This window comes from Aeromonas finlandensis, assembly GCF_000764645.1.
Lineage (GTDB): Bacteria > Pseudomonadota > Gammaproteobacteria > Enterobacterales > Aeromonadaceae > Aeromonas > Aeromonas finlandensis.
The window spans coordinates 127657-147231 of sequence record NZ_JRGK01000026.1 but is presented as its reverse complement, the minus strand read 5'-3'; the positions used below and the strand labels follow the sequence as shown (position 1 = coordinate 147231).

The 19575-nt window shown below is 60.8% G+C and carries 17 protein-coding genes; 8 read left to right on the top strand and 9 right to left on the bottom strand.

The annotated features are described in order from the left end of the window. The first annotated feature begins 279 nt into the window (after positions 1-279). The gene (locus LD28_RS0103150; RefSeq protein ID WP_033135554.1) at positions 280-1485 is read left to right on the top strand and encodes a NupC/NupG family nucleoside CNT transporter; all 1206 of its coding nucleotides are present in this window, start codon (positions 280-282) and stop codon (positions 1483-1485) included. 63 nt (positions 1486-1548) lie between these two features. On the opposite strand, the gene LD28_RS0103145 is transcribed toward LD28_RS0103150, so the two are convergent. Further along, positions 1549-2049: a metal-dependent hydrolase gene (locus LD28_RS0103145; RefSeq protein ID WP_033135569.1), complete on the bottom strand. Its 501-nt coding sequence runs from the start codon at positions 2047-2049 to the stop codon at positions 1549-1551. A gap of 125 nt (positions 2050-2174) precedes the next feature. Then, complete coding sequence (locus LD28_RS0103140; protein WP_005335916.1) at positions 2175-2624, bottom strand: YaiI/YqxD family protein; 450 nt, start codon at positions 2622-2624, stop codon at positions 2175-2177. A 140-nt stretch (positions 2625-2764) separates the two neighbouring features. Here LD28_RS0103140 and zntB point away from each other — a divergent pair, with 140 nt between their 5' ends. After that, positions 2765-3730: a zinc transporter ZntB gene (zntB, locus tag LD28_RS0103135; RefSeq protein ID WP_033135553.1), complete on the top strand. Its 966-nt coding sequence runs from the start codon at positions 2765-2767 to the stop codon at positions 3728-3730. A gap of 13 nt (positions 3731-3743) precedes the next feature. Then, positions 3744-4256 (top strand): mechanosensitive ion channel domain-containing protein, encoded by a 513-nt coding sequence (locus LD28_RS0103130; RefSeq protein ID WP_033135552.1) that lies wholly within the window; start codon positions 3744-3746, stop codon positions 4254-4256. Between the two features lie 4 nt (positions 4257-4260). Here LD28_RS0103130 and LD28_RS0103125 read toward each other — a convergent pair whose 3' ends face one another. Beyond that, positions 4261-4674 carry a hypothetical protein gene (locus LD28_RS0103125; RefSeq protein WP_033135551.1) on the bottom strand — a complete coding sequence of 138 codons (414 nt, stop codon included), beginning with the start codon at positions 4672-4674 and terminating at the stop codon, positions 4261-4263. Positions 4675-4937: 263 nt separating this feature from the next. Between LD28_RS0103125 and pulA the strand changes: the two genes are divergently transcribed. Further along, complete coding sequence (pulA, locus tag LD28_RS0103120) at positions 4938-8591, top strand: pullulanase-type alpha-1,6-glucosidase (protein ID WP_241462251.1); 3654 nt, start codon at positions 4938-4940, stop codon at positions 8589-8591. 209 nt (positions 8592-8800) lie between these two features. Here the strand turns inward: pulA and LD28_RS0103115 are convergent, their stop codons facing one another. Next, positions 8801-11227 carry a zinc/cadmium/mercury/lead-transporting ATPase gene (locus tag LD28_RS0103115; RefSeq protein WP_033135550.1) on the bottom strand — a complete coding sequence of 809 codons (2427 nt, stop codon included), beginning with the start codon at positions 11225-11227 and terminating at the stop codon, positions 8801-8803. A gap of 186 nt (positions 11228-11413) precedes the next feature. Between LD28_RS0103115 and tpx the strand changes: the two genes are divergently transcribed. Both tpx and LD28_RS0103105 read left to right on the top strand, forming a co-directional pair. Beyond that, positions 11414-11914 carry a thiol peroxidase gene (gene tpx, locus LD28_RS0103110; RefSeq protein ID WP_033135549.1) on the top strand — a complete coding sequence of 167 codons (501 nt, stop codon included), beginning with the start codon at positions 11414-11416 and terminating at the stop codon, positions 11912-11914. Positions 11915-12081: 167 nt separating this feature from the next. Continuing rightward, positions 12082-13302, top strand: coding sequence for a DEAD/DEAH box helicase (locus LD28_RS0103105; RefSeq protein WP_033135548.1), 1221 nt, complete (start codon positions 12082-12084; stop codon positions 13300-13302). Positions 13303-13304: 2 nt separating this feature from the next. On the opposite strand, the gene LD28_RS0103100 is transcribed toward LD28_RS0103105, so the two are convergent. The 3 genes from LD28_RS0103100 to LD28_RS0103090 form a co-directional block, all read right to left on the bottom strand. Beyond that, a complete protein-coding gene (locus tag LD28_RS0103100) occupies positions 13305-14090 on the bottom strand; it encodes a F0F1 ATP synthase subunit delta (protein WP_033135547.1) in 786 nt (261 codons plus the stop codon). After that, positions 14087-15403 (bottom strand): sphingomyelin phosphodiesterase, encoded by a 1317-nt coding sequence (locus tag LD28_RS0103095; RefSeq protein ID WP_033135546.1) that lies wholly within the window; start codon positions 15401-15403, stop codon positions 14087-14089. The genes LD28_RS0103100 and LD28_RS0103095 overlap by 4 nt, the downstream gene beginning before the upstream one ends. A 199-nt stretch (positions 15404-15602) precedes the next feature. After that, positions 15603-16433: a CPBP family intramembrane glutamic endopeptidase gene (locus LD28_RS0103090; RefSeq protein WP_033135545.1), complete on the bottom strand. Its 831-nt coding sequence runs from the start codon at positions 16431-16433 to the stop codon at positions 15603-15605. 186 nt (positions 16434-16619) lie between these two features. Between LD28_RS0103090 and LD28_RS0103085 the strand changes: the two genes are divergently transcribed. Then, positions 16620-17300: a substrate-binding periplasmic protein gene (locus LD28_RS0103085; protein ID WP_241462252.1), complete on the top strand. Its 681-nt coding sequence runs from the start codon at positions 16620-16622 to the stop codon at positions 17298-17300. A gap of 117 nt (positions 17301-17417) precedes the next feature. Here the strand turns inward: LD28_RS0103085 and LD28_RS0103080 are convergent, their stop codons facing one another. Next, on the bottom strand, positions 17418-17714 hold the full coding sequence (locus LD28_RS0103080) for a hypothetical protein (protein WP_033135544.1): 297 nt from the start codon (positions 17712-17714) through the stop codon (positions 17418-17420). Positions 17715-17793: 79 nt separating this feature from the next. Continuing rightward, positions 17794-18168 (bottom strand): YacL family protein, encoded by a 375-nt coding sequence (locus LD28_RS0103075; protein ID WP_033135566.1) that lies wholly within the window; start codon positions 18166-18168, stop codon positions 17794-17796. 209 nt (positions 18169-18377) lie between these two features. On the opposite strand from LD28_RS0103075, the gene LD28_RS0103070 reads away from it, so the two are divergent. Further along, a complete protein-coding gene (locus LD28_RS0103070) occupies positions 18378-19493 on the top strand; it encodes a sugar diacid recognition domain-containing protein (protein WP_033135543.1) in 1116 nt (371 codons plus the stop codon). Positions 19494-19575 lie beyond the last annotated feature (82 nt).

Below are 19575 nucleotides of genomic sequence, written 5' to 3'. Positions count from 1 at the left end.
GCCGTTGCGCTACAGGGGATGTTGCTAAAATGCTGCTCGAATATTTTCAAAAAACATGAAAACGGCGTCATCATTTCACAACATAATGTTTTTAAATGGATTTTTGTTATCTATGTTGTGCGATTAATATCAGTTCATTGCGTAATTAATTTAAAAACGTTTGTATTATCCTGGATGCATATTATTGCGCGGGATTGTGATGGCTATCTGATTTTTAAATGTGCAAATGTCTATGATTGCGCCGGTCAAAAATTACAAATTTACTCAGGTGCTACTGGTATGGAATATGTTCACTTTGTGCTCGGACTGGTGATGGTCCTTGCTCTCTCTCTGCTGGCTAACCGCCACAACTGGAAACAGATCAAGCTGCGTTACATCGGCCAACTGCTGGTGGTTGAACTGGCACTGGCCTGGTTTATGTTGAACTCCTCGGTGGGTTTGGCGGTGGTGGGGGGCTTCGCGGCCGGCTTCAGCAAGTTGCTGGAGTTTGCCAAAGAGGGCACCGACTTTGTGTTCGGCGGCATGGTTAACGAAGGGGGCTTCACCTTCTTCATTGCGGTGTTGATGCCTATCGTCTTCATCTCGGTGCTGATCGGTATTCTGCAGTACATCCGTCTGCTGCCCATCGTCATTCGCGCCATTGGTACCGTGCTGGCCAAGATCAACGGCATGGGCAGGCTGGAGTCTTTCAACGCCATCAGTGCGATGATCCTCGGTCAGTCAGAGAACTTTATTACCTACAAGAAGATTCTGCCGCACCTGAACGAGAAGCAGATGTACACCCTGGCTGCGACTGCCATGTCCACCGTCTCCATGTCCATCGTCGGTGCCTACATGCAGCTGATCGAGCCGCGCTACGTGGTTGCCGCGCTGGTGCTCAACATGTTCAGTACCTTCATCGTGTTGTCGTTGATCAACCCATACGAGCCGAACGACTCTGTCACAGACCTCAAGGTGATTGCCGAGGGCGACGAACACCACACCCCGAAAAAAGAGAACTTTTTCGAGATGCTGGGTGAGTACATCATGGCCGGTTTCACCGTCGCGGTCATCGTAGGTGCCATGCTGGTCGGCTTTATCGCCCTGATCGCCATGATTAACTACCTGTTCGAGATGGCGTTTGGCGTCAACTTCCAGTTCGTCCTGGGCTACATTTTCTATCCAGTCGCCTGGATCCTGGGTATCCCGAGCGGTGAAGCGCTGCAGGCTGGCTCCATCATGGCAACCAAGCTGGTGACCAACGAGTTCGTGGCGATGATGGATCTGGGCAAAGTAGCTGCCGAGCTCTCTCCGCGCACTGTCGGCATCCTCTCCATCTTTATGGTCTCTTTTGCCAACTTCAGCTCTATCGGCATTATCGCCGGTGCGGTGAAAGCGCTGAACGAAGAGAAGGGCAACATGGTGTCCCGTTTCGGTCTGAAGCTGGTATACGGTTCTACTCTGGTCAGCCTGCTCTCTGCTGTTATCGCAGGCATCATGGTCTGATCCTCTAGTGGCACTGTCACTATTAGGCCCCTGACGTCGTCAGGGGCCTTTTTTGTTTCTGGCTTACAGGTGCCAGCCGCACCACCAGCCTGCGACCAGCAGGGTGAGGGTGCAAAAGCCGGTTTCGATGGCGCCGCCACTGCGCAGCGGCCAGCCCGGCAGCCGGAAGCGGCGCTTGATGGGCCACAGCAGCGGAATGCCCGCCGGAGTGAGCCAGTCTCCCAGCAGATGGCTGAGGTAGCCGACAATCAGGGCATCCTTGACCCCCATGGGCAGGGTGGCTGGCGGAAGAGTCTGATTCAGCCCCCAGACGGCGACGGCGACCGCCAGCAGACTGTGGGTGAAGCCGCGATGGCCAAACAGCCGCGACAGTGGCTTCGAGATCCACGGCAGTCGCTGTCCCAGCACAGATTTGGGGTGGTCGAGATCGGGCAACAGGGCGCTGGCCAGCGCGGCGGGGATGGTCTGCCACAGGCTGGCATCGGCCAGGGCCGGAGTGAGCTGCAGTTTGTGGGCGATCAGGGTGCAGGTAACGGAGAAGAGCAGGTGCCCTTGGGCGGTCATGATGATTACGGCGTGGATAAGATGGCGGCGCATCTTACCAGCCTGATGATAATGGTCAGCTGTTATTTTATAAATCAGGATGTTACGGCGAAAAAGCGCCCAAACAGGGCGCCTTTAGGGTCTCTTTACAGCTTGCCTTTGACCAGCCACTTGTCGAGGGCGTTGGCGAAGCGCTGTTTGTCGGCGGCATTGAAGGGAGCCGGGCCGCCGGTCTGCACCCCGGCTGAGCGCAGCTCCTCCATGAAGTTACGCATGCCAAGGCGGGCCTTGATGGTCTCGCGGGTGTAGATCTCGCCGCGGGGATTGAGCGCCTCGCCACCGGCATCGATCACCCAGGAGGCGAGGGGAATATCGCCGGTGATCACCAGATCGCCGGGCTGAACCTGCTGGGCGATGACATGATCTGCCACATCGAATCCCTTCTCCACCTGCTGGGTTTTGATAAAGGGTGAGGGGGGCACCCGCAACCCCTGATTGGCCACCAGGGTGGTGACGACCTGGGCGCGGTGGGCGGCGCGGTAGAGGATCTCCTTGACCGGAATGGGGCAGGCATCGGCATCAACCCAGATGGGCATGGCATGGTTTCCTGTAGTGAAAGCGGATAGAAAACGAGAGCGGCCATGTTAACACAGCCGCCCCTTCCCGGCGCGGGGCTGAGTCTGCCCAGCCTTTCGTGTAAGCTGGGGGCTGTTGGCGAGAATCAGAAGGAGACGACATGGATCGGGTGCCCGGTGAAGTGATTTATGCCCTGACCCTGGATGGCAAGGGTGGCATGGCGCCGCTGACGGCGGGAAGCGACATACCGGGGGATCGTCCCGGCTGGCTGCATCTGGATTATGGCCATCCCGATTCGGCGCGCTGGTTGCTGCAAACCCCGCTGCTGGGCGAGGCAGCCAAAGAGTCGCTGCTCGGCCAGAGCAACCGTCCCAAGCTGGTGCGGATGGGGGAGACGGTGCTGTTGATCCTGCGCGGCATCAACCACAACAAGGACCACCGTCCGGAAGAGATGGTGGCGCTACGCATCTATATCACCCCGGATCTCATTATCAGCAGCCGTCGTCGTCCGCTGCTCTCCGAGCAGGATGTCTTCAACCAGCTCAAGCTGGGGGGCGGTGCTGACTCCCCGGCCGACTGGCTGGTGGAGATCTGCGATGCCCTGACCGATCGGGCGGGGGAGTTTGTTGAAGAGCTGCACGACAAGATCCTCGATCTGGAGGAGATGGTGCTGATGCGCGACCTGCCCGCCAATGGCCGGTTGGCGCTGATCCGCAAGCAGCTCATCATGATCCGCCGCTACCTATCCCCCCAGCGGGATCTGGTGGCGCGGCTGGCCAACGAGAAGATCAGCTGGCTGGACGAGGATGACCGCCGCCGTCTGCTCGACATCGCCGACCGGCTGCGACGCTGGCTCGATGATCTCGATGCCGGAGTGGCGCGCACGGCAGTGCTGGCAGACGAGATCAACAATCTGATGGCGGAGGCGACCAACCGCCGCGCCTACCAGATGTCGGTGATGGCGCTGCTGTTTCTGCCCGCCAGTTTCCTGACCGGCCTGTTTGGCATCAACCTCGGCGGTATCCCCGGGGCCGAAAGCCCGACCGCCTTCTGGGTTTTCTGTGGATCCTTGGTGGCGCTGGCAAGCGGGCTGGCGATCTGGCTCAAGCACCGACGTTGGTGGTAAGGAGGCATAACCCATGTGGCAATCGATTGGCCTGACCCTGCTGCTGTTGCTGGGTCATACCCTGATCCGGCGGCTTATTCACAAGAGCCTGCTGGCACTCGGCCAGAGCAGGCAGGTGAGCGAAAACCGGGTGCTCTACGTGGCCCATGTGTTCCACTTCCTGCTCGGCTGCGCCACCTTGCTGGTGCTGGCCGGGGTGTGGGGGCTCGATTTCTCCCGACTGGTGGTGCTCGCGTCGTCCTTCTTCGCGGTACTGGGGGTCGCCATGGTGGCCCAGTGGTCGATCCTCTCCAACATCACCGCCAGCATCACCATCTTCTTCGCCTTCCCCTACCGGATTGGCGATCGGATCCGCATCCTCGACAAGGATGACTCGGTGACGGGAGTCATCACCGAGATCGGGCTCTTCTATGTGCGGGTGCGTGATGACAACGGCGATCTGGTCACCTATCCGGCCAACCTGATCCTGCAAAAGCCGGTCAGGAAGCTGGAGGGCAAGGCGGCGGAACCGCTGCAACCGGAATAGGAATTTAGTGTTCTTGTTTGTCGAGTACCTCTTGGGGCTTGTGCTGCCATACCGCACCGAGCAGCAGCTTGAGCAGCAGCTCGGGCGGGTTGTCCAGCAGCTTGCCTGACTCCAGCAGCAGCTGACCATCGGCGCGAAATCCGAGACTGGCGTCGATGGTGCCATCTTCGGCGATCACCTGGATCAGCCCATTGAGGGCGGAGCGTTCACCAAGCTGGCAGCGCAGCCGCAGCTCGCGGGGTTCCCCCAGTAGGGTGAACGCCCGGCTCAACGGGGGCGAGTCTTCATAGTCTGGCCAGTTGAAGAAGTGATACTGCTCGGCCAGGGCGCCAGCCTGCTGGCAGAACTGGTCAAACAACTGCCCGATCGCCTGGTACTCCTGATCGAGTCGTCGCGCCTGCTCTTCAATCCGTTTCATTGTGTGCTCCTTGTCTATCGACTTGATCAGACATTGCTTTTCTGACCCCGAGAGTGCCATTTTCCAGATATGAGGCCAAATGGCCGTGAGGTCTGTGAGCCGGATCGAAGTTTCAATCTGAAAACGTTATCTTGTTGAATCTGGTTGGTTTTTTTGCTCTTCCGCTCACATCTGCAACGATTGCCGCTGATTAATATGGCACCGCCTGGCAATGACCGGGTGCTCGACTATCGAGACTAACTACAGCGGGAATTATAAAAATCATGGATATGAAAAAGACCAAAGTGGCGCTGGTAACAGCCTCACTGCTCGCGCTTTTGTCTGGCTGTAATGACAACAGCTCTGAACCCTCCCTCCCTCCTACACCTGACGTTACCGATGGGCCCGTAGCTCGTCTGCCCAAGATGGATCCCCCCAAAGAGTTGCTGGTTGCTGGCGACAATCAGGTTGTTATTGCGCTGGTGGATACCCAGTCAGCAGCAAAAGGGGCCAAGCCCTCTTTTGACCGCCACAGTCTGCATCTTTGGAACGACGCTACCTGCAACGCAACGGCTGATAGCGGCCTGAATACCGGGTGGGATGACAAGAGCAAGACTCCCGCGACGGTCGACAGCTTTGGTCCGGCCTGGGTGGTTCCTCTGGCCAAGCTGGAAGGGTGCATCAACTTTATCGCCCGCAACGGCGATCTGGCCAACCTGACCGGTAGCGACATGAAGGTGATCTTCCAGGATCATCCGGATCGCACCGTGGCCATCGTGGCTGGCAAAAAAGAGCTGTTTGGCAGCCGCGCCGATGCATTTACCGCCGCCTTCGGGGTCGCGGGGGCCAGCGCTCATCTGATCGACGGCAATACCCTGATCTGGCAAGGGGGCAAGGAGAAGCCCCATGTCCGTCTCTATTACTCGGCATCCGGACATATCCAGGCCAATGCCGATGGGGTGTTCGATTTCCCCTATATCAGCCTGACGGCGACCAGTTTGACTGCCGAGCAGCAGGCCAAATATCCGCACCTTAAGGATGCAGCTGCCTTCTCCCTGCCCGCCGGTAAAGATCTCAAGCCCCTGCTCAAGGGTGAGCTGGTGGCTATCGGCACCGATGCCGACGGTATCCTGCAAGGAGCCACCCTGGTGCAGAGTGCTGGCGCCCTCGATGCGCTCTATGCCCCCGAGGCGACCAAGCTCGGCTATGGCGCCGTGGTGGAGGGCAACCGGGTGACCTTCCGCCTTTGGGCGCCGACCGCCAAGTCGGTCAAGCTGGCCCTCTACAACGCCAGCCACCAGCAGAGTGGCGAGGTGGCCATGACCTTCGACAGCGCCAGCGGCAGTTGGAGTTACGAAGGGGGCAGCGAGCTGGTAGGGCAGTTCTACCGCTACGACATGGAGGTCTACCATCCGCTGAGCCGCAAGGTCGAGCACTACGAGGTGACCGACCCCTACTCCCTTAGTCTGGCGATGAACTCCGAGTTCAGTCAGGTGGTGGATCTCGACGATCCCTCCCTGAAACCGGAAGGGTGGGATAGCCTCAAGGCGCCCCACAGCCAGCAGAACCCTGCCGACATCACCATCTATGAGGCCCATGTCCGTGACCTGACCGGTAACGACGCCTCCACCGATGAAGAGAAGCGCGGCAAGTTTGTCGGCCTGACCCAGCCCGACTCTGTGCCGGTCAACCATCTGAAAGCTCTGGCAAAAAGCGGCGTCAGCCACCTGCACCTGCTGCCGGTGTTCGATATCGCCACTGTCAACGAAGATCCGGCCAAGGTGGCCAATATCAGCGATGAGTTCAGCAAGCTCTGTCAGGTCAATCCCGATGTGAAAGGCTCGAAGTTTGGCGGCTACTGCGGTAGCGGTCAGACCGTCGGACAGGTGCTGGATGCGCTCAAGGGCGGGGATAGCAAGGATAACCCGCAGGTGCAGGAGCTCTCCGGCTATCTGCGCGGCGTCGACTCCTTCAACTGGGGTTATGACCCCTACCACTACACCACGCCGGAAGGCTCCTACGCCACCAATGCCGAGGGCACCAAACGTATTCTGGAGTTCCGCGAGATGGTCAAGGCCATCAAGCAGAACATCGGCATGAACGTGGTGATGGACGTGGTCTACAACCATACCAACGAATCCGGGCTCGGCCCCAAGTCGGTGCTCGACAAGATCGTGCCCTGGTACTATCAGCGCCTCAATCCGGAGACCGGCTCGGTGGAGAACTCCACCTGCTGCTCCAACACGGCGCCGGAACACGCCATGTTCGCCAAGCTGATGGATGACTCGCTGGTGACCTGGGCTCGTGACTACAAGATCGATGCCTTCCGCTTCGACCTGATGGGCCACCACCCGAAAGATCAGATGGTGCAGGCGCTGGCCGCAGTGAAGAAGGTCAATCCCGAGATGTACTTCTACGGCGAGGGGTGGAACTTCGGCGAGGTGCAGGATGACAAGCGCTTCGTGCAGGCGACCCAGAAACATCTGGCCGGTACCGGCATCGGATCTTTCTCCGACCGCTTGCGGGATGCGGTGCGCGGCGGCAGTCCGTTCGACGGTGGCGATACCATTCGTGAAACCCAGGGTTTTGGCAACGGCGCCATTGTTGATGCTAACGAAATGAGCAAGGTGGAGCTGGCAACGGCCTTGCACCAGGCTGACCTGGTGCGCCTCGGCATGGCGGGCAACCTCAAGGAGTTCGTGCTGACCGACAAGGATGGCATGCCGAAGAAGGGGTCCGAGATCGACTACAACGGTCAACCTGCCGGTTATGCCCAGGATCCGGTGGAAGTGCAGAACTATGTCGACAAGCACGACAACCAGACCCTGTTCGACAACCTGATCTACAAGGCGCCTGCCGGAGCCGATCTGGTGCGGATGCAGGGGGTATCGCTGGCGACCGCCATGCTGGGACAGGGCATTCCCTTCACCCACGCCGGTGTCGAGCTGCTGCGTTCCAAATCCATGGAGCGGGACAGCTATGACTCGGGCGACTGGTACAACAAGGTCGACTACACCCTGGCCGACAACAACTTCGACAAGGGGTTGCCGCGCAAGGATAAGGATGGCGCCAACTATCCGCTGATCGAGCAGGTGCTGGGCCAGCATGGCAAGCCGAGCGGAGCCGAGATGGCGCAGATGGTGAGCTTCTATCAGGAGCTGGCGGAGCTGCGCAACTCCTCCCGTCTGCTGCGTCTGGGCAGCGGCGCCGAGGTGATCAAGCGGGTTGATTTTCGCAATACCGGGCCGGATCAGGTACCGGGCCTTATCGTCATGACGGTGGATGATGGCGTCAGTGCCGGGGCGGATCTGGATCCGGCCATCGACGGTCTGGTGGTGATGATCAACGCCAGCAACCAGAGCCAGAGCATCGGCGACTTCCGAGACGGTAACGGTCAGCCGATCGACCTGAGCGGTATGGTGCTTGGCAGCAAGCATCGCGCAGTCGACAGCATCGCCAGCGGCGCCGCCTATAACAACGGCCAGCTGACGCTGGGTGCCTGGTCTGCCGCCGTGTTCATCAAGCCGCAGTCTGGCGCACAGGGCGCGGGTCTGCCGGTCAGCAAGAAGACCGACCTGAGTACGCTGCCACCGTTTGGCACGACCGGGATCTTTATTCGCGGTTTCCTTGGCCAGTGGGATCCAGTCAATCAGATGGCGTTCAGCGGCAACTACATGTACGAGCTGACCACCCCGGTTGCCGAGGGGCAACTGGGCGAGACGAAGCTGAAGATTGCCGATGCCAATTGGGGTTCAATCAACTACGGCACCTGTGCCCCGGCGGATGTGCTGACCCCCTCTACCCCCTTGACCTTGTGCAAGGGCGGTGGCGATATCGGCATGACCTTGAGCAAGGCGGGCAACTACAAGTTTGTCTTTACCGCCATGAACAAGGAGAAGCCGACCCTGAGTGTCAGCGTGGCGGATGCAACGCCATAGGCAAACCCATTGAGTCCGGGGATGGCTCGGCGTCCCCGGGTTGAATTCCACCTCGCCAAGGGTGGGATAACTCCGAGAGAGTAAGCAAAGCGCGACTGCCGACCGGCAGACGCGCTTTTTCTTTTACGGGGTGTCGTGAGAGGAATGAGAGGAAAAAGAAAAGCCGTCCCGGTTGGGGACGGCTTGTGACCAGGATGCTATCGGCTGGCTTAGCGCTTGCGCAGCAGTCGCAGGGCGTTGGCGGTCACCAGCGCGGTGGCGCCGGTATCGGCCAGCACCGCAATCCACAGGCCGGTGATGCCGAGCAGGCTGGTGACCAGGAAGATGGCCTTCAGCCCCAGCGCCAGCGCAATATTCTGGTGAATATTGGCCAGTGCCGCTCGCGACAGCCGGATCATGGCCGCGATGCCACCGAGCTGGTTGTGGGTCAGCGCCGCATCGGCGGTCTCCAGCGCCACATCGGTGCCGCCCCCCATGGCGATGCCGATACTGGCCCGCTTCATGGCGGGGGCATCGTTGATACCATCGCCGATCATGGCAACCTTCCGAGTGCTGGCCAGCTTGGCGATCTCTTCTACCTTGTTCTCCGGCAGCAGACCGGCGCGCCAGCCCATGCCCAGCTCGGTGGCGATCGCCTCGGCAGCGCGGGGGTTGTCCCCGGTCAGCATGATGCTGTTGAGCCCGAGCCGGTTGAGCTCTTGCAGCGCAGTCGCCGCCTCCGGCCGGATCTGATCCCGCAGCGCCAGCAGGGCGACCGGCAGCGCCTGGTCGCCGCTGCTCTGGCAGAGCACCACGACAGTCTTGCCCTGCTGCTCCAGCGTCCCAATCAGGATCTGCTGTTCCGCATTCAGGGTCGCCACCCGGCTCGGTGCCAGCAGTTGCCACAGCTTACCGTCGATGCGCCCCTCAACCCCCATGCCCGGCAGGGCGCGCAGGTCGCGGGCGTCCGCCAGCGAGAGTCCCTGTTCGTTCGCTTTGGCGACCACGGCGCGGGCCAGCGGGTGGTGTGAACCCTGCTCGATGGCTGCCGCCAGTGCCAGCAACTCGGCCTCCGGCTGGCCATTGAGGCTGACCAGCTCGGTCAGCTGCGGCTTGCCCAGGGTCAGGGTGCCGGTCTTGTCAAAGGCGACGGTATCGATATGGGCCAGTCGCTCCAGCGCGGCACCACCTTTGATCAGCGCTCCCTGACGGGTGGCGGCGGCCAGTGCGGAGGTAACCGCTGCCGGGGTGGAGATAACCAGCGCGCAGGGGCAGCCGATCAGCAGCAGCGCCAGTCCGCGATAGATCCACTCGTCCCAGCTCTGGCCGAAGGCGAGCGGCGGGATAATGACGACCAGCAGGGCGATCAGCATCATGGCCGGGGTATACCAGCGGCTGAAGCGGTCGATAAAGCGCTCGATGGGGGCGCGCTGGCTCTCGGCTTCCTCGATGAGGTGCAGGATGCGGTCGATGGCGTTGTTGCCGGGTTCGGAGACCACCTCAAGGCGCAGCACCCGATCGGCCGCCAGACTACCGGCCGGCACCTTGTCACCCTGGCGACGCTCTACCGGGATGGATTCGCCGGTCAGGGCGCTCTCGTCAAATGCGCCAAGGGCGTCGAGCAGACGGGCATCGGCGGGCAGGCGGGCACCCGGGGCGATTTCGATGATGTCGCCGGGACGCAGCTCATCGGCGCCCACCTCTTCCCGCACCTCGCCCTCGGCAGTGGTACGGATCCGCAGCGCCTTGTCAGGCACCAGCGCCATCAGGGCGGTGACCCCGGCCCGGGCACGCCCGGCGGCGTAGGCCTCCAGATGTTCCCCCAGCATAAACAGCAGCAGCACCATGGCCGCTTCGGCGGTTTCACCGAGGAACAGGGCGCCAAGCGCTGCCACCGTCATCAGGGTTTCGATGGCGAAAGGGGAACCGCTTTTGGTCAGCGCCCACGCCTTGCGGGAGATGGGCCACAGGCCCCACAGGGTCGCCAAGGTAAATAGCGGCTGACCGAACTCGCTCGGCAGCAGGGCGGCGACCAGCATCAGGCTGGCCAGTGACAGAGGTTGCCAATATTTGCCGAAAAAGCTGCCGAGCTTGCTCTGCAGCGGATTGTGGTGCTGTTTGCTCTTGTTGGTCTCAGTCGCACTGGCGACACCTTTGAGCTGGAAACCGGCGGCCAGTACGGCGGCGGTGACGGGATCGGGGGAGAGGCCGGGGGCCAGATCCACCACCAGCTTCTCGGTGGCAAACAGTACACGCGCCTGCTGCACACCGCTGACGCGGCTGACGGCTGTCTCGATCTTGCGGGCACAGCTGGGGCAATCCATTCCCATCACCTGCCAGCTATGGCGGCTGTTGCCTTGCGCAGGCGCAACCAGTGGCTCGCCAGGGGCTTCCTGTTGGTGATCATGATGGTCATGGGATGAGTGTGAAGAGCTGCAACTCTGGTGGTTAGCGCTCCCTCTGGGGGGATCTTCATCACCCGAAGATTCATTGGCGCCGTGATCCTTATGGTCATGGGCGCTCTGACTGGCACAGCAGCTGACCGGTGCTGCGTTGTCGCAGCAGTGGCTGTCGTGTTGGTGCTGACTGGTTGCTGCCTTGCCGACGGCCTTGATGGGAGCAGCAGTGTGCTGGTTGCTGCAGCAGGATTTGCTCATGATGCGTTCCTCTTGGCGAGATCCCGCCCCTGCGGGATCCTTGATAACGAAAAGGAGTGTAAACCTTGGTGTTAAGTCCAAGGTCAACCCCTTTTATTCCCCTGATGTTGTCGGGTGTTTGTGAGGACGTGACAGGCTTATACTGGAGCACTGATTTTTACTACACCAATAAAAAGGACATAACACATGAGCAACTCAGTCACTCTGCAAGGCAACCCGGTTTCCGTCGCCGGTCACTTCCCGGTCGCCGGTGAGCAGGCCAAGCCTTTCGCTCTGGTGGCCAAGGATCTCTCCGACGTGACTCTGGCAAGCTTCGCCGGTCAGCGCAAAATCCTGAACATCTTCCCGAGCGTCGATACCCCGACCTGCGCCACCTCTGTGCGCAAGTTCAACGAGCAGGCCAGTGCACTGGAGAACACCGTAGTGCTCTGCATCTCCGCCGATCTGCCGTTCGCCCAGTCCCGCTTCTGCGGCGCCGAAGGTCTGGACAAGGTGGTGACCCTCTCCACCCTGCGTGGCGCTGCCTTCATGGAAGATTACGGTGTTGCCTTCTCCTCCGGCCCGCTGGTAGGGCTGACCGCTCGCGCCATCGTGGTGCTGGATGGTGACAACAAGGTGCTGCACAGCGAGCTGGTCGCCGAAGTGGCCGACGAGCCGAATTACGCTGCCGCCCTCGCTGCGCTGTAATTTTCTCCTGCTGTGATTGCCCGGCGGCCAGCCCTGTCTGATGACAGGTGCTGGCCGCTTTCATCTCTACTTCCGTCTTGCTGGTTGCCTCTGTTTGGCAACGTCCTTTTACTTATGGGGGCTGGCTGGCTAGACTTCGCCTCCCACTTCTTTGTTGACGTAGCGCCATGACCTTTAGCGAACTTGCCCTCCATCCCGCCCTGCTGGCCTCTTTGCCCGCCACGTTGCAGACACCGACCCGCATCCAGCAGCTGGCCATTCCGGCGGCACTGGCAGGGCAGGATCTGCTGGCGCTGGCCCAGACCGGCAGTGGCAAGACCCTGGCGTTTGGCTTGCCGCTGCTGCAGCGGCTCGATGCCTCTTCCAGTCTGGTGCAGGGTCTGGTGCTGGTGCCGACCCGCGAGCTGGCGACGCAGGTCACTGCCGCGCTGCAAGGGGGCGCCGAGGCGCTGGGGCTGCGCATCGTGACGCTGTGTGGGGGCGTTGCGCAGGAGCAGCAACAGGCCGAGCTGGCGCAGGGGCCACAACTGCTGGTGGCCACGCCGGGGCGGCTGCGTGATCTGCTGACCCAGCAGTTGTTGGGACTGGATGCTCTGCAACTGCTGGTGCTGGATGAGGCGGATCGCCTGCTGGAGATGGGCTTTGCACCCGACATCAAGGCGCTGCTCGGTTTTATTCCGGCAGATCGCCAGACCCTGCTCTTCTCCGCCACCCTGCCTGCCGAGCTGGAGATGCTGGCCAACGGCCTGCTGCGCGAGCCCACCCGCATCGAGGCCAACCCCCTCAACAGCGTGGTGAACGAGATCGAGGAGCGGCTCTATCTGGTCAACAAGAGCAGCAAGGTCCCGGCGCTCATCAGCCTGCTCAAGGAGCAGGCGTGGCCGCAGGTGCTGGTCTTTATCAGTGCGCGGGATGATGCCGACGGGGTTGCCAGAAAGCTGGCCAAGGCGGGCATTGCGGTGGCCGCCCTCCATGGCGAGAAGGAGCAGGCGGTGCGCGAGCAGGCGCTCAATGATTTCAAGGAGGGTCGGGTGCGGGTGCTGGTGGCCACCGACCTGATGGCGCGCGGCATCCATGTGGAGGCGCTGCCGGTGGTGATCAATCTGGATCTCCCCGCCAGCGCGCCTGTCTATGTGCACCGTATTGGCCGTACTGCCCGGGCTGGCCGCGAGGGGCTGGCCATCTCGCTGGTCTGTCATGGCGAGAGTGACATGCTGCAAGCCATCCGCACCCTGACCGGTCGCGAGTTGCCGTTGGGTGAGCTGGCCGGATTCCCGGTCACCGACCAGCCTGCCAGCGGGGAGGGCAAGCGCCCGGCCCGCGACAAGCAGGCCAATCGCCGTACTCAGGCCAAGCGCAGCGTCAAGCAGTTCCAGGGCAAGCGCTGACCCTAGGGTTTGCCTTGCTCCCGGGCGAAGAAGTCACGGCGCCACTGGCTCAACACCTCCTCTTTGTGTTGTTGCCATAGCGCGGGATCCATCTGCTGTTGACTGGCCGCCAGTTGCTGCTCCAGCGCGGCCAGCTCTCGCTGGTAGCGGCTGCGTTGATCCAGCTGCTGCTGGCGCGCCCCGGCAAACGCCAGCGTGGCGTCGGCCTGCTCTGTGGGCAGGAAGTGGCGGGCCAGGGTGGCCAGCTCCTCATCTCCCCACAGCTGACGAGCCTGCTGCAGGCGGGCATCCGGGTTGAACAGGTCCGCCGCCAGATCCGGATGATCCGCCGCCCACTGATCCTGCAAGCGGCTGAGGGCGTCCAGCCGTTCGGCCAGCGGCAACTGCTCGCTCTCTTGCGCCAGTTGATCCAGCGCCAGGGCATAGCGCCCCTGTAGCCGGATCAGGCTCTCCCCCTCGCTCAGCCACCCTGCCTCTGTTGCCTCCAGATTGCTCACGCGCTGCGCCAGCGGCAACTCGCTGTCGCTGATCTCGCTGGCAAGCTGGCGGATCAGTTCATCCGGCATCGCCTGCCAGCTGCTGGGCACGCCCTTGCTCTTGCCATCCATCCCCTCAGCGTTTGGAATGCGGGGAGGCGGGCTCCCCGGTGCTGCTGGTAACTGCGCATCGGCCTGAGAGGGCGTCGTCCGCCGTTCTGGCGATATCGGGGACGGCTCTTCCTGCCAGCCCAGATTCACCAGCAAAAGGGTCAGGATAGCCAGCGCCAGCAAGCCGTAGTGACGCTTCATCGGCTGATCTCTCCCTTGATCGGGAAGTGGTCTGAGAGGTTGCTGGCTGGCCAGAGGCTGCCATCGCTGCTGCGGGGGATCCAGACGCTGTTGAGGTTGCGGCTGGCGCTGCCGTACTCCCGGCTCACCACCAGATAATCGAGGTACTCGACGTTGGCACCGCCGGAGAGCGGGCCACCGGCATAGGGGTTGATCCTGGGATCGAAGGTGGCTTCGGTGTAGCCGCCGTAGGTGGGTTCATGGGCGTTCAGATTGGCCAGCATGCTGGTGTAGTCATCGGCAAACTTGCGCTTGTTGACGTTGAAGTCGCCGCCGTAGATGACGGTGTCCGTGGCCGGGATCTTCAGGCTGGCAGCCAGAGCGCGGATCTGGCCGAACTGGATCTGGCGCAGCTTGCGCGCCTCGTCGGTGTCGAAGCTGGCGGTGTGGGTGGCGAACAGGTGCCATGCCTTGCCCCCCTTGATCACCTCGGCGTACATCACCCCCTTGTCGGCGAAGCAGTCGGTGCCGGTGCACTGGGGATAGACCAGCTGGGCCTCCCGCACTATGGGGTAGCGGCTGACGATCACCACGCCGCCGTCGTGAATGTTGACCCCGGGCTTGTCGAGCACCTTGGTCTGGTAGGGATACTCTTTCGCCAGCGCCTGCAAAAAGCCCTCGCGGCGGCCATCGAATACCTCTTGCAGCAACAGGGCGTCATAACCCTTGAGGTAATCAGGCAACAAGGTCAACCGCTCGCCGATGCTGGAGGCGATCACCGGCAGCGCCCAGACGTTGTAGCTGGCGACCTTGAGCCTGTTTTCTGCCGGTTCCGGCTGCTCCCGTTTTTGGGGGGGCGTGATCATATAGTGCAGATCGTCGTAGCGGCCGGTGAACTTGGCGGCAAAGGCCAGCTCTTGTGGCCCCGTAACGCGATGGATTACCCGATCGCTTTGCCAGCCGGATGTGCCGGTCGGCGTCTCGCCACCGTGCTGCAAGGTGGTGTTCCACCAGGTTCCCTCCATCAGCTGGTTGAGCCGATAGACGTCGCCACCCGCTGTGGTCACGCGGGTTTCGAACAGATAGCTCTTGCCTGCCTTGACCCCCTCATAGCGATTAAAGCTGAGCACCATGGCGCTCTCCCACGGGCCCAGCTCGGTACGGTGCTGGCTCCACTGACTGCCGGGTTGCAGCTGGCCGGTGCCGCTTTGGCGAATGTCGATCTGGAGCGGTTCAGGGCTGTTGTTGGTGAGGTAGACATCGGTATCGGCCAGTGCCAGTTGCGGGAACTGGCTGACCAGCAGCAGGGCGGCATAGCTGAGGTTTTTCTGCATCACAGGATCCTTTTGGTTGCAGGGCAATGGAAAGTGACTGTTATGGCGAATGCAGAGGTCATTCTGTTTACATTTTGGTTACAAGTAAATGAATTGGTTTTGTTTGGAGCTTTGTGAAGGTGTAAAGCGAGCGAGGCGGCACGATGAAAGAGAGGGAAGGTAAGGCGAGGGAAGGCGCCCGTGTCGGGCGCCAGAAGGATTAGCGGTGGGCCAGCGGATAGGTGAAGAGGGCCAGATGAGCGAAGTTGAAGGCGAAGTGGATCAGGATGGCGACGGTGAGTCGCCCGCTTAGCTGGAATGCCAGGCCGTAGCAGCAGCCCGCCAGCGTCGCAAACAGCGCCAGCAGTGGGCCACCGGGCAGGTGGATAGCGCCGAACAGTAGCGCGGCTATGACGATGCCTATCAAGGGGCGGTAACGCTCGGTCAGCCCCTGCTGGATCGCGCCACGAAACAGCGCCTCTTCCGCCACGCAGGTGAACAGCAGGTTGTTGAGTGCAAACAGCCACCACCAGTGGGGCAGACCCACTTCCGGTTTCAGTGCCCCCAACTGCCAGGCGATGACCAGCAGAGCCCCCAGCGGTAGCAGCAACAGGGCCAGCGGGCGCCAGCGGATTGCGCCCCCCTTGCCGAGCAGCGTCGGGCAGGCCAGCAGCAAGCCAAAGAAGAGCAGCGGTTTGTCGAGGTTCAGATACATGTTGAACGGTACGCTTGCGGGTCCTGCCAGCGCCTGATCCAGCACCTTGAGATTGCTGAAACCGGGAACAAGATGCAGGGTCAGCGCTACCGCCCATGCCAGCAGTGCTCCCCATGCCAGGGTTCGGCCATAGCCTGACAATGACGGCAGACGCCATGCCAGCAACAAGGCCGCCAGCGTTACCAGCAGGGCCGTCGGGGTGAGGCGATCCAGCCAGAGGGCCAGCAGCAGGGCCACCGCCAGCAGCAGAAAACCGGGCAGGCGTTGTCGTGCCAGACAGAGCAGGGTGGCTAACGCCATTGCACCCCAGATCAGGGCGTCGGGTAGGGGTAACATTGGAACTCCTCGGTAGCGAAATGGCTGCACCTTAGCAGGGGCGTCGGCGTAAAGGCAACCTGACCGGGTTATCAGGGCCAGCCTCCTATACTTAGTCACAGAGTAAAGAGAGGGATGGCGATGAAGCACTATTGGTGGTTGCTCTGTTGTTGGTGTGGATGGTTGTCAGGCGCTCCTTTGTCGCTGGTGACAGGGGAGTTTTCACCCTATTCCGGTGCCAGCTTGCCCGATGGCGGTCAGAGTACCCGGCTGGTGACGACTCTGCTGCGCGAGGCGGGGTATGCCGAGGTGAAAGTGGATTATCTGCCCTGGAACCGGGGTTACGAGTTGACTCGCAACGGCTTGGCATCCGCTACCTACCCCTACGCCTGGACGAATGAACGGGCCAAGCTCTTCTACTACAGCGCCCCTATTCACATCGATTACCTCTCCTGGTTTACCTATCATGGCAGCGATGCGGTGCTCGATGGCAAGTGGCAGGGCTTGCGGGTTTGCATTCCCGCAGGCTGGAGCACCAGCCACGCGGATGAGGTGATTGCCCGTTTCTCTTTACAGCTTACCCGCCCCAAAAGTCTGGCGCAGTGTCTGCAACTGCTTGAACTGAAAAGGGTTGATCTGATGCCAATGAACGATGCAGTGACGGCAGACGCCAGTATGCAGGTGTTCGGCGACCCCAACTACCTGCAGCCGTTACCCTATTTTCGCCAGAGCGATACCTTCTATCTGATGGTGTCGCGCAAGGTGCCGGGCGGGCGCGAGCTTGTCGAGCGGTTCAACGAGGCGTTGGCTGCGGCACGTGCCAGCGGTCATTACGACAAGCTGGTTCCCAGGGTGCAGCCCCGCATGCTTCGCTGTGAGCAGCAGTAAGCAAGGGAGGGATGGCAGAAACAACAAAGCCGGAGCTGTGGCTCCGGCTTTGATTTTTTCGGCAGTGGGTATCACCTGAATGGACGATACGCTGTCCTGCCCATTTTTCTGGGAAATTTATCGGCCGGATTCGGCGATCACGCGGGCGATGATGTCGGCGCGCTTGCTGGCTTCCAGTTCGCCCAGGGCGATCAGGCCAGCCTTGAAGATGACGTTCTTCGGCAGGCTGACGTCATCCAGGGTGGTGATGGCTTCAACGTGCATGCCGTTCAGACGGCTGGCATCGCGCGGGCTCAGGTTGACCTGGGTGTTCATCACCTGCTTGCCTTTCTTCTTGGCAGGGGCCGCGGCTTTCTTGGTGGATTCCTGTTCTTCGTCTTCCGGCAGTTCGTCATCAAAATCGTAAATAGACATAATCAATCCTGTTGAGTTAGGCAAAAGGGCACGTTTGCCCGACATAGTCATCCGGCATGTTAATCCGGCATTGGGTTAATCAGCCCATATCCTCGTTGCGGATAAAGGCGCGCCAGGAGGTGAGCACCTGGGCAAAATCTTCCAGCCCGCACATGGCCAGCTGTTCATCATCGTAGTAGGCGAGATCGTCGAGATCCTCATCCAGCTCGATATTGAGGGCGTTGGCTTTCACCTCTGCCTCTTCATGGGTCAGCAGCAGGGAGTAGTCACCGCCATTGAGCCGGTATTCGACTCGGGAGCGGTTGGATAGCTGGTCAATGATGGAGAAGAGCTCGTCGAGCGTCTCTTCATCCTTGCCAACTTCGTCGATCAGCCACTGACCGATGGCTTCATGGCCCATGGAGAACCGGGCGCGATAGCCACCAAACGGGTCGCGGCGAAATTCATAATCCATAGCGCAGTCCAGATCGGAGGGATGGGCCATCACAGTCAGGCGGGTGCGGGCACCAAATTCCTGCTCCATGACGGGGCACACATCGGGTAAAGTGGCCTATTCTAGCGATCCCCCTCTCGCTTGTCTTGATGATGTGGCATCTTTGCGCCCATGTGCGGTGAATCGGCCAGTGGTGACGCCGCCAGACCAGCCTCTTGTCCGGAGATGTTATGCAGCTAAACGATAACCTTGCTCGTCAGATCGTCGCGCGGGCGATGAAGATCCTGTCGTTCTCGGTCAACGTGATGGACGAACATGGCCTCATCATTGCGTCCGGCAATCCGGAGCGGATCCATGAGCGCCACGAAGGGGCCGTGCTGGCGCTTACCGAGAACCGGGTGGTGGAGATCAGCGAAGCGACCGCCCTGCAGCTCAAGGGGGTGCGGCCCGGCATCAACCTGCCCATCTCCTATCAGGGGGAGCTGATCGGGGTGATCGGCATCTCCGGCGATCCGGACGTCGTGCGTGCTTACGCCGAACTGGTGCGGATGACCGCCGAGCTGATCCTGGAGCAGGCGGCGCTCACCGAGCAGTTGCAGTGGGACAAGCGCCACAAGGAGGAGCTGGTGTTGCAGCTCATTCGTGGCGAAGGACGAGTCGATCAGCTGCAGCAGGCGGCCCGCTTTCTCGGGCTGGATCTGGCCCAGCCTCGGGTGGTGGCCGTGCTGGCGCTGGAGGAGGCAGATCCTGCTCGTCTGCGGGAGCTGGTCCATCAGCTGGAAAACCCGGAGCGGGACAATCTGGTGGCCATCAATGGTCTCGACGAGATAGTGGTGCTCAAACCGGCGCAACTGAGCGATGGCATCTGGCAATCGGCGCAGGAGCGCAGCCGGATCAAGCAGTTGCTGGCACGGATTCCCCACTTCAAGGTCCACGTTGCGGTGGGTGATTACTTTGCCGGGATAGACGGGCTGGCCCGCTCCTATCAGACTGCGCGGGATACCCTGCGCCGTGGTTTGCGGCAGGCACCGCGCAAGCAGGTCTACTTTTTTGAGGATTATCGTTTGCAGGTGTTGCTGGGCAGTCTGATGGACTCCTGGCAGGCGGAGCAGTTATGCGCCCCCTTGCAGCGTCTGGCCGAGGAGGATAGCAAAGGGGCGCTGCAGAAGACTTTGCGTCAATATTTTTTGCAGGATTGTGATCTGCATCGCTGTGCCGAGGCGTTGTTTATCCATCCAAATACCCTGCGTTACAGACTGGGGCGAATAGAGCAGATAACCGGGTTAAATTTCAATAAGTTAGACGACAAATTTCAGCTTTATCTGGGGCTCAATCTAAGCATCTGATTAGTATGAATGAACAAAAAAACATTGGTTTACCCCGCTTTATTTGTGCATTTATCTAAAGATTTATCATTTTTATTCACCA

Bases quoted from the DNA above. Each gene is read 5' to 3' on its own strand.
- LD28_RS0103075 (WP_033135566.1), bottom strand. From the start codon at position 18,168: ATGGATTATGAATTTCGCCGCGACCCGTTTGGTGGCTATCGCGCCCGG.
- LD28_RS0103090 (WP_033135545.1), bottom strand. From the start codon at position 16,433: ATGTTACCCCTACCCGACGCCCTGATCTGGGGTGCAATGGCGTTAGCC.
- LD28_RS0103140 (WP_005335916.1), bottom strand. From the start codon at position 2,624: ATGCCCATCTGGGTTGATGCCGATGCCTGCCCCATTCCGGTCAAGGAG.
- tpx (WP_033135549.1), top strand. From the start codon at position 11,414: ATGAGCAACTCAGTCACTCTGCAAGGCAACCCGGTTTCCGTCGCCGGT.
- LD28_RS0103145 (WP_033135569.1), bottom strand. From the start codon at position 2,049: ATGACCGCCCAAGGGCACCTGCTCTTCTCCGTTACCTGCACCCTGATC.
- zntB (WP_033135553.1), top strand. From the start codon at position 2,765: ATGGATCGGGTGCCCGGTGAAGTGATTTATGCCCTGACCCTGGATGGC.
- pulA (WP_241462251.1), top strand. From the start codon at position 4,938: ATGGATATGAAAAAGACCAAAGTGGCGCTGGTAACAGCCTCACTGCTC.
- LD28_RS0103105 (WP_033135548.1), top strand. From the start codon at position 12,082: ATGACCTTTAGCGAACTTGCCCTCCATCCCGCCCTGCTGGCCTCTTTG.
- LD28_RS0103080 (WP_033135544.1), bottom strand. From the start codon at position 17,714: ATGTCTATTTACGATTTTGATGACGAACTGCCGGAAGACGAAGAACAG.
- LD28_RS0103150 (WP_033135554.1), top strand. From the start codon at position 280: ATGGAATATGTTCACTTTGTGCTCGGACTGGTGATGGTCCTTGCTCTC.
- LD28_RS0103095 (WP_033135546.1), bottom strand. From the start codon at position 15,403: ATGCAGAAAAACCTCAGCTATGCCGCCCTGCTGCTGGTCAGCCAGTTC.
- LD28_RS0103115 (WP_033135550.1), bottom strand. From the start codon at position 11,227: ATGAGCAAATCCTGCTGCAGCAACCAGCACACTGCTGCTCCCATCAAG.
- LD28_RS0103100 (WP_033135547.1), bottom strand. From the start codon at position 14,090: ATGAAGCGTCACTACGGCTTGCTGGCGCTGGCTATCCTGACCCTTTTG.
- LD28_RS0103130 (WP_033135552.1), top strand. From the start codon at position 3,744: ATGTGGCAATCGATTGGCCTGACCCTGCTGCTGTTGCTGGGTCATACC.
- LD28_RS0103125 (WP_033135551.1), bottom strand. From the start codon at position 4,674: ATGAAACGGATTGAAGAGCAGGCGCGACGACTCGATCAGGAGTACCAG.
- LD28_RS0103070 (WP_033135543.1), top strand. From the start codon at position 18,378: ATGCAGCTAAACGATAACCTTGCTCGTCAGATCGTCGCGCGGGCGATG.